This is a genomic window from Pseudomonas sp. P5_A12, from assembly GCF_056400685.1.
The window spans coordinates 1-9,299 of the sequence record NZ_JBFUKU010000216.1; the positions used below are offsets into that span (position 1 = coordinate 1).

Annotated in this window: 7 protein-coding genes; 4 read left to right on the top strand and 3 right to left on the bottom strand. The window is 60.7% G+C overall.

The window, feature by feature from the left end:
• Positions 1-272 precede the first annotated feature (272 nt).
• Together zapE and AC1DSG_RS22760 are read left to right on the top strand one after the other, a co-directional pair.
• Positions 273-1,403 carry a cell division protein ZapE gene (zapE, locus tag AC1DSG_RS22755; RefSeq protein WP_477792898.1) on the top strand — a complete coding sequence of 377 codons (1,131 nt, stop codon included), beginning with the start codon at positions 273-275 and terminating at the stop codon, positions 1,401-1,403.
• Positions 1,404-1,483: 80 nt separating this feature from the next.
• The gene (locus AC1DSG_RS22760; RefSeq protein WP_477792899.1) at positions 1,484-2,797 is read left to right on the top strand and encodes a leucine-rich repeat-containing protein kinase family protein; all 1,314 of its coding nucleotides are present in this window, start codon (positions 1,484-1,486) and stop codon (positions 2,795-2,797) included.
• A gap of 166 nt (positions 2,798-2,963) precedes the next feature.
• On the opposite strand, the gene AC1DSG_RS22765 is transcribed toward AC1DSG_RS22760, so the two are convergent.
• Positions 2,964-3,671, bottom strand: coding sequence for a YebC/PmpR family DNA-binding transcriptional regulator (locus tag AC1DSG_RS22765; protein WP_007946909.1), 708 nt, complete (start codon positions 3,669-3,671; stop codon positions 2,964-2,966).
• Between the two features lie 233 nt (positions 3,672-3,904).
• On the opposite strand from AC1DSG_RS22765, the gene AC1DSG_RS22770 reads away from it, so the two are divergent.
• Positions 3,905-5,305 (top strand): type VI secretion system Vgr family protein, encoded by a 1,401-nt coding sequence (locus tag AC1DSG_RS22770; RefSeq protein WP_477792900.1) that lies wholly within the window; start codon positions 3,905-3,907, stop codon positions 5,303-5,305.
• Here the strand turns inward: AC1DSG_RS22770 and AC1DSG_RS22775 are convergent.
• Positions 5,302-6,693, bottom strand: a complete 1,392-nt coding sequence (locus tag AC1DSG_RS22775) for an FAD-dependent oxidoreductase (protein ID WP_477792901.1) — start codon at positions 6,691-6,693, stop codon at positions 5,302-5,304. The genes AC1DSG_RS22770 and AC1DSG_RS22775 overlap by 4 nt on opposite strands.
• Positions 6,694-6,763: 70 nt before the next feature.
• Positions 6,764-8,089 carry an MFS transporter gene (locus AC1DSG_RS22780; protein ID WP_477792902.1) on the bottom strand — a complete coding sequence of 442 codons (1,326 nt, stop codon included), beginning with the start codon at positions 8,087-8,089 and terminating at the stop codon, positions 6,764-6,766.
• 267 nt (positions 8,090-8,356) lie between these two features.
• Between AC1DSG_RS22780 and AC1DSG_RS22785 the strand changes: the two genes are divergently transcribed.
• Positions 8,357-9,229, top strand: coding sequence for a LysR family transcriptional regulator (locus AC1DSG_RS22785; RefSeq protein WP_477792903.1), 873 nt, complete (start codon positions 8,357-8,359; stop codon positions 9,227-9,229).
• Positions 9,230-9,299: the final 70 nt, after the last annotated feature.

Consider the following 9,299-nt stretch of genomic DNA (forward strand, 5'->3'; position numbering starts at 1 on the left):
GCCGAACACAGCCTCGCGCTGCTCGACAGCTGCTACAAGCGAACGCAGCCTCGCGCTGCTCGACAGCTGCTACAAGCGAACRCAGCCTCGCGCTGCTCGACAGCTGCTACAGAGCCGGACGCAGCCTCGCAGGCTCGACAGCTACAGGCTGTAATCCCTGTCCAACAATCCGCTTCACCCGTCGACAGGACTGGAAGGGAAATTACCCAACTGGTTACACTACGCCGCCGCTGCTCGGGGAGCCGGCATGACGACTACGGATTGACCTGACAATGGCCGCTCGACCGCCCAACTGTTCGCGACTGACACCACGCTGGCTTTCCTTGCGCGGCCTTTTCGGCAAGGCGCTTGCTGCGCCAGCCAGCGGCGTCGAAGCGGGTATAATCGTCCACGATTACTTCCGCCAAAAGGCCCATGCCCAGGGCTACACCCTCAGCCACAGCCAACAGCGAGTGATCGACTGCATGGCGCAGTACGCCGCAGGACTGCTCGGCGAGTCGGCGAAAACCCTTCCCGGTCTATACCTGCATGGTGCGGTCGGACGCGGCAAGAGCTGGTTGCTCGACGGCTTCTTCCAGGCGATCCCGATTGAAGAAAAACAGCGGCTGCACTTCCATGAGTTTTTTGCCCGGCTGCATCAGGGCATGTTCACCCATCGCGACCAACCCGATGCGCTGGCAGTCACCCTCGATGAACTGTTGAGCGATTGTCGGGTGTTGTGTTTCGACGAGTTTCACGTCCATGACATCGGCGATGCGATGCTCATCACGCGGTTGTTCAAGGCGCTGTTCCGTCGCGGCATCCTGCTGATGGTGACGTCCAATTATCCGCCGGAAGGGTTGTTACCCAACCCGCTCTACCACGCGCGCTTCAAACCGGTCATCGAACTGATCCACGCCCGTATGCAAGTGATGGAAGTTGGCGGTCCGCATGACTACCGCAGTCAGGTAAGAACGCACGCGCAGCAGGTGTTTACTCAAGGGCGGTATGTCTGGCCGGGTAACGTGACGCAACGCCAGGCGTTGAAACTGCCCGAACGCAACGCACCGCCGGTGCAACTGCCGGTCGGCACCCGGCATTTTCATGCGCGGCACTGCGATGAACGAACCATCGGTTTCAACTTTGCCGATCTGTGCGAACACCCCACGGCGGTCATGGATTATCTGGAGCTGTGCCGGCGCTTCGATCACTGGATCATCGATGAACTGCCCAACCTGGCCGACTGTTCGATCGCCGCGCAGCAGCGGTTTATCAATTTGATCGACGTTTTATACGATCAGGACAAACACCTGACGTTGCTCGGTCAGCAATCATTGCGTGAAAGCCTGGGTGGCGATGCCATCGATCTGGCGCGTACACGCAGCCGTTTGGGGCAGTTGCTGGAAGTGCACGCACCGGCCTGACAGACGGGCCYGCTTTACCGCTATCATGTTGCCCATTTCCGGGCCCCTGCGCCTGCCCTTGATCAAAAGCGAACCCGCTCATGGATACCCTCGCCCAACTGCGCGCCGGCCAATTGACTGGCATCTCCCGCCTGGACCTGGCCTGCGGCCTGACAGAATTCCCCCGGGAAATCTTCGACCTGGCAGACTCGCTGGAAGTGCTCAACCTCAGCGGCAACGCCTTGAGCAGCCTGCCGGATGACCTGCATCGCCTGACCCGCTTACGGGTGCTGTTCTGCTCGGACAACCTGTTCACCGAACTGCCTGCGTGCCTGGGCCAATGCGCCGCGCTGACGATGATCGGCTTCAAGGCCAATGCCATCGAAACCGTCCCTGGCGCCGCGCTGCCACCGTTGCTGCGTTGGTTGATCCTGACCGACAACCGCATCACGGAATTGCCAACTGAACTGGGCGACCGACCGTACCTGCAAAAGCTCATGCTCGCCGGCAACCGCTTGCAGCGCCTGCCCCGCAGCCTCAGTCAGTGCCATCGGCTCGAACTGATTCGCATCGCCGCCAACCAGCTCAGTGAGCTGCCCGAGTGGCTGCTGGCCTTGCCCAGCCTGACCTGGCTGGCGTACGCCGGTAACCCGCTGGAAAACGAAGCCGATGCGGCTGCGCTGGAAGCCACGGCCCAGATTCCCTGGGACCAATTGCGACTGGAACAACAACTGGGCGAAGGTGCTTCGGGCGTGATTCATCGGGCCACATGGGAACAACCGGAGCAACCGGCCATGCCGGTTGCGGTCAAGCTCTACAAGGGCGAAATGACCAGCGACGGTTCGCCCCTGCACGAAATGAACGCCTGCATCACCGCCGGTCTCCACCCGAACCTGATCCGGGTCGAAGGCCGAATCGTCGATCATCCCGACCAGCAGGCCGGATTGGTGATGCAACTGATCGATCCGAGCTATCGCAACCTGGCCGCGCTGCCGAGCCTGGCGTCCTGCACCCGCGACATCTACACCGATGACACCCGTTTCAGCGCGAGCGTGGCATTGCGCATCGCCCATGGTGTCGCCTCGGTGGCCAAACACTTGCACCGCCAAGGCATCACCCATGGCGACCTCTATGCCCACAACATCCTGTGGAACGAGCACGGTGATTGCCTGCTGGGGGATTTTGGCGCGGCGTCTTTCCACGCCACCTGCGACAGCCCTGAAAGCCGAGCGCTGCAACGGATCGAGGTGCGGGCATTTGGTGTGTTGCTGGGGGAACTGCTGGAACGTATCGACTCGGGACTGAGCGATATCGCGCGTGTGGAGCTGGAAGTGTTGCAGGAGCGCTGCTGTCATCCAGAGGTGCTGAAGCGACCGGGGTTTAGCGAGATTTTGCGAGAGTTGCAGGATCGGTGACCGCTTCGCGGCCATTCGCTGGCAAGTCGAATCGTCGCACCGCAGTTCCTACAGTTGACCGAGTTCTTCAGTTAGAACTCAATTAAATGTAGGARCTGCGGTGCGACGATTCGACTTGCCAGCGAAGACGGTCTGTCAGACAACAAAGCCACCCCTGCTGGAATGCTTAACCCGCCAGACCGACAAACATATCCTGCACATCATCGTGGTTGTCGAGGCCTTCCAGGAACGCCTCGACTTCAGCCATTTGCTCGTCGCTCAAACCGGTGACCGGGTTCTTCGGCTGGTAGCCCAGTTTCGCCGACAACACGGTGAAACCTTGCTCTGGCAGTGCTTTTTGCACCGCATCCAGGTCCGCAGGCTCGGTCAGGAACAGGGTCGTGCCCTCTTCTTCACCCGGCTCGAAATCCTGGGCGCCGGCTTCAATCGCGGCCATTTCCGGATCGGCGTCCGGGCTGTCCGGGGACGCCTCGATCATGCCGACATGGTTGAAGTCCCACGCCACCGAACCGGAAGCGCCCAACTGGCCCTTGCGGAATGCCACGCGGATTTCAGCCACGGTGCGATTGATGTTGTCGGTCACGCATTCAACGATCAGCGGCACCTGGTGCGGTGCGAAGCCTTCGTAAGTCACGCGATGGTATTGCACGGTTTCGCCCAACAGACCCGCGCCTTTCTTGATCGCGCGATCCAGAGTTTCCTTGGGCATCGAGGCCTTTTTGGCCTGCTCGACCACCAGACGCAGGTGTGCGTTAGTGGCGGTATCGGCACCGTTACGCGCAGCAATGGTGATTTCTTTCACCAGTTTGCCGAAAATCTTGCCCTTGGCGTTGGATGCCGCTTCTTTGTGTTTAACCTTCCACTGTGCGCCCATTACTCACTCTCTTGATCTGTGGCGCCGAGACATCTATTGGCCGACGCGTTGCGCAAGTTTATACGGCCTAAAGTTGGCAATCGACCAAAAAATGCGGACTGACTGACGGGCATCACGGATCGACATTTTCGCCAGGACTCGTAGGGCGATTCTGAAATGGCGATTTATGGTGACTATTGAGCGGCGTGGTTTCGTACCCTTCGCGTCCGTACTCCATGGCAGAAGCGCGTTCGATGCACAACGACAAGGAAAGTCTCTACACCCTGACCCTCCTCGACAGCGGATTGAGCCTGCAGGTATTGCAGTTCAGCGGCGCTGAAGGCCTGAACCAGCCCTATCGATTCGACATTGAAGTGATTGGCCTGGCACCGGCGATGAACCTCGACCCCGTGCTGCAACAACCGGCCTATCTGACCATTGGAGATCACAGCGGCATTCACGGCATTGTTCACAGCGCCAGCYGTGAACATCGCGGCCTGCACCGCATCGGCTACCACCTGGTACTGGTGCCATACCTTCAAAACCTCGACCACCACCGTTGCCGTCGGGTGTTTCATCGTCTCAGCGTGCCGGCGATCCTGCGTCAACTGTTCCAGGAACATGCGCTGCCTGAGGCCAGCTATCGCCTGGAACTAGCCTCCGCGCACTACCCGCCCCGGCCGTTTTGCATTCAATACGAAGAGACCAATCTGATGTTGATGCAGCGACTCTGCGAAGAAGAAGGCATCCACTATCACTTCGAACATCGGCGCGACGGGCATGTCCTGGTGCTGGCCGATGACACTCAGAAGTTCCCCGAGGAGCCGCTCCTGCTGCCCTTTCAGACCGACTCCTGTCACGAGACTTTATTGCCGGTCATCCATGAGCTGTTCCAGCGTCATGACGCGCGCGCCCGACCTGAACGCAGAATCGCCCACAATCGCGGCCCTCAAGCCCCTGGTGACGGCGCAGCCAACCACACCTTTTCCAAAACATCCGCTTCGATTGCTCGCCCCTCCCCCGAGCAGGCACACCGCGAGCAGCTCAGTCGTCGGGGACTGGAGCGGCTGCGCTGCCAGCATCGGCAGATTGAAGGTCGAAGCAATCAAGCTGACTTGCGCAGTGGAAGCATCGTTCAAGTGGCGGCGCATCCACTGTCGGGCTTCAACGATCAGTGGCTGATCACCGATGTCCACCACCAGGGACAACAGCCTTCAATCCTCGCCGACCAACGTCCCCGGCGCTACAGCAATCGATTCACCGCTATTCCATGGTCAACGGAATTCAGGCCTGCGCTCACACAGCCCCGACCGAGCATTCCGGGTTATCAGACGGCGTTAGTGCTGGGCACGGTCGGGCAACCGGCAGCGCTGGATGAGCAAAATCGAATTCATGTGCGGCTGTGGTCAACACTGGAAGACGACGCGGATAAATCCACCGGCCTGTGGCTTCCCGTGGCCCTCGCCACGGCGGACGGTCGAATAGATCCCGCCAGGCTGCCTATCGCCGGCACCGAGGTGCTCATCAGCTTTCTCGACAGCGACCCGGACCGCCCGGTGTTGTGTGCCATTGCCAGCAATCCGCCCAAACCTTGTACCGCTAATCAACCACGCAGCGACGGGCGTTTGCTGCTCGATTGGCTGATCAATCGTTAGCCCTTGTCAGCCTTGCCGGCCGCTGCGGCAAATTTGGCCAGACGCACGTCCAGGTGCCGTGGCCGGCGCCCGTGATCTTCGGCGCGCTCCTTGCGGCGGATAGCGTTGCGCACCATCAAGGAGCCGAGGTAACGAATCGGCTCCGGCGGAAAAAACCCCAAGGGGCCGTTCACCAACGGCGAACGGGTCCAGGCGTTGTCCTGCCCCAAGACCATCGAAGCCAAGATCTGCCCACCCATGTGGCATGGGCCAACGCCGCTGCCGGAATAGCCGAACCCGTAGAACACATTCCCGCTGGCGCTCATCTGGCCAAAGAACGGAAGACCGGTGACCGAGCGATCCGACGGGCCGTTCCAGGTCGACTCGACCTTGGCGTCGGCGAACGCTGGAAAGAACTCGTTCAGGCTGTCTTTCAATAATCCGGCGTACGGCGACGGCTGATCGAACACCGGCAACATCCGCCCACCATAGGCGAAGGTGTTACCGCCCTTGCCGAGCATGATTCGTCCGTCCGGGGTGTTGTGGTAGTAGTGCACGAAAATCCGTGAATCGAGCACGGTGACGCCGCTGGTCAGGCCGATTTCGTTGAGCAGATCAGGGCGAGGCTCGGTGATCAGCATGTCGCTGGAGACAATCGCCACGCTACGCTCGAACTGTGGGAACGCCCGGGCCATCCAGGCGTTCATCGCCAGTACCACCCGGTCCGCGCGAACCGTGCCGTTGGGGGTTTGAATCCCCGCCGGCTTGCCCTCCTCCAGCCCGGTCATCGCGGTGTTCTCGTGAATCCTCACGCCCAGCTGCAACGCCACCCGCCGCAAACCGCGCACCAGTTTGCCCGGCTGCACACTGGCGGCCGCCGGGGAAAACCAGCCTTCCTGATGCTTGCTGGAACCGGCCATGCGTTGCACGTCGGCGACCGGACGCTGGGTGAACGAGTTGATGCCGTTGCGCTCCAGCGCGGCAATCACCGCATCGGTCGAGCCACACTGGGCGCGATTGGTCGCGGTGTAGAGCGTGCCATCGAGACGGTAATCGGCATCCACGCCGTACTGTTCGCAGAAGGTGCCAATCGCGTAAATGCTGCGCTCGGATTCCTTGACCAGGCGCACCGCTTCCTCGACACCGAACAGCCGCTCCAGAGTGAAGTACTTGGCCGACCACGACAACGCGCAACCGCCGTTGCGGCCACTGGCGCCGGCACCGCAGATGTCGGCCTCGATCAGCACCACGTCGAGTTCGGGGTTCTGCTCCTTGAGCATGATCGCGGTCCACAAACCGGTGTAGCCGCCACCGACGATGCACACGTCTGCACGGGTATCGCCATCCAGCGCCGGGCAGGTGTCAGACGTCTCAGCCTTTAAGGCCTGGTCCAGCCAAAAGGGTCTCATGGGGAAAATCTCCAGTCAGATGCCCACACGCCAGCCCGCCGCCAGTGCAGCAGGCTGCGAGGGGCAGGATTCAGGTACGCAGGGGTTTGATGGCCATCGCCCGATTGGGCACGAATGGGTAGTCGGTACGCAGGCCAGCCGGGCGGCTGTTCCAGTGGGGAATCAACACCAGGGCCGAGAACAAGGCGCAGCCGGCGAAGACAATGAACACAGTGACCGAGTCGAAATAACCCGGCAGCAATCCGCCGAGAATCGCCCCGACCGAACCGCAACCATTGACGAAACCCGCCGACGTCGCGCCCGCCTTGGCGGTGCCGAAATCAATCGCTGCCGCGCCGCTGATCATCGAGTCCGGTCCGTACAGGGTCAGGCCCATGACAAACAGCAGCACGACCACCAGCAAGACGCTGCCGGTGTGCAGGGCGCCCATGAACAAGGCCAGGGTCACCGTCAGCGTCAACAGACTGAGGACGCAGGCCGGCATGCGTCGGGCACCGAACACCTTGTCGGAAGCCAGACCGAGCAGAATGGGCCCGAGCAGCCCGGCCAGTTCAAACGCTGTCGGGATGATCGCCGCGCCAACCTTGCCCACCGTCGGCATTTGCTCGAAGACGATCACCGGACCCCAGAGCAAAATCGCGTAGCGCGCCGGTTTCAGCAGAAAGTACGCCAGGCCCAGCACCAGCACCGTCCGGTTGCGCACGATTTCCTTCAAGGGCTCCAGAATGCTGATCTTGCTTTGCGCGTCAGCCTCTTCAGCGGTCAACTCGGGTTCGATGTCCACCGCCGGTAGACCGACGTCTTGCGGCTTGTTGCGTTGAAAAATAAAAAACAGCACGGCGACCAGCCCAACCACCGCCGCACTGGAAATGAACGCCGCATGCCAGGAGCCGATCAGCGTATACGCCCACCAGCCCGCAAACGGCGATGCCACCAACCCACCAAAGGCATAGCAGGAACTCCATAACCCCAGTACTCTGCCGCGCTGTTGTGCGGGGAAGAAACTGCCGAGGTTCTTACACAGCCCGGACCAGCCAGTGGACTGCGCCAAACCTTGAATCAACATGCAGGTCGCGAAGATCGGCAGTGTCGCGTAAGTGCCCATCACCAGCGCTGCTGCCGCCGAAATCAGCAACCCGCCGAACACCACGACCCTTGGGCCAAAGCGGTCGGCGAGCATGCCCCAAGTGAACTGCCCAAAGGCGTACGCCGCCAGGTAGATCGCGTCGAGGTTGGCCATGGCCATTTTGTCGAGCATGAAGGTGGGGTCTTCGGCGATCCCCAGTTTTGCCACGGAAAACGCTTTGCGGGTGAAGTAGAAAGCGGCGTAGGCGAGCCAGGTGATCGCAAAGATCTGCACGCGCCAGCGCTTGATGGTGCCGATGGGATTGTTCATTGTGGTTCTGACCTCAGGGTGTGAGTGTGCCGGCAGAATTGGAAGAAAACGCCTGTGTTTTTATTGTTGAGCACTGCGGTATCGCGGATTCCCTGTAGCGATAYCGGTCAGATGAGTCCTGCTGTTGCACGCACAGGCTCATGGCCACCGCTGTTGTTCGACTGACCAGTCACCGGGGCTGAGGTGGATAAAAACAATTACTGATTAATAAGTGAAATCGATTTATCGTATTTCAAAAATAAGCTCAGCTTGTTACTGGAGGTTTCGATGTCGGTTTCCCACGCCCAACTCAAAGCCTTCCACGCCGTGGCCGTCCACGGAAGCTTTACCAAAGCCGCCGAGCGGCTATTCCTCACGCAACCGGCCATTTCCGACCAGGTACGCAAACTCGAAGAGCGCTTCGGTGTGTTGCTGTTCCACCGCAACAAACGCTCGGTGCGCCTGACGGATCTGGGCGAGCGCTTGCTCGCCATCACGCAGCGACTGTTTGTGATCGAGGCCGAAGCGCAGGAGCTGTTGCAGGATTCCCAGGCGCTGCAGACCGGCAGCCTGATCCTCGCGGTGGATGCACCGGTGCACGTGCTGCCGCAGATCGCGCGGTTCTGCGAACGCTACCCGGGCATCAGTGTGAAGATTGAAACCGGCAACACCGATGAGTCGCTGTTTCGCCTGTTCAACTATCAGGCTGACATCGCTTTACTGGGGCGGGAAGTCAGCGATGAACGGCTGATCTCATTGCCACTGCGCAATGACCCGATGGTGGCGTTTGTTTCACGCAATCATCCGTGGGCGGATCGAGAATCGATCTGTCTCGCGGACCTGGATGACACGCCGTTGGTGCTGCGGGAAATCGGTTCGGTGACACGCCAGACACTGGAAGAGGAAATGGCCCGGGCGGGGTTTCGCATTCGCCCGGCGGTCCAGGTGGAAGGACGGGAAGCGGCGCGGGAGGCGGTGGTGGTCGGGATTGGCGTTGGGGTGGTGTCGGCGGCGGAATTTGGTGCTGACTCGCGGGTGTGTGCGTTGCCGATTACCGATTGCACACGGCGATTGACCGAGACACTGGTGTGCTTGCGCGAGCAGAGCTCGCGGCGGGTGGTGGCGACGTTTCTGGAGATGGTTCGCGAGAGTCTGGTGTAGGCAGGTCCGGCCTCATCGCAAGCCACGCTCCCACAGGGGTTATGTGAACGCCACAAATCCAGTGTGGGAG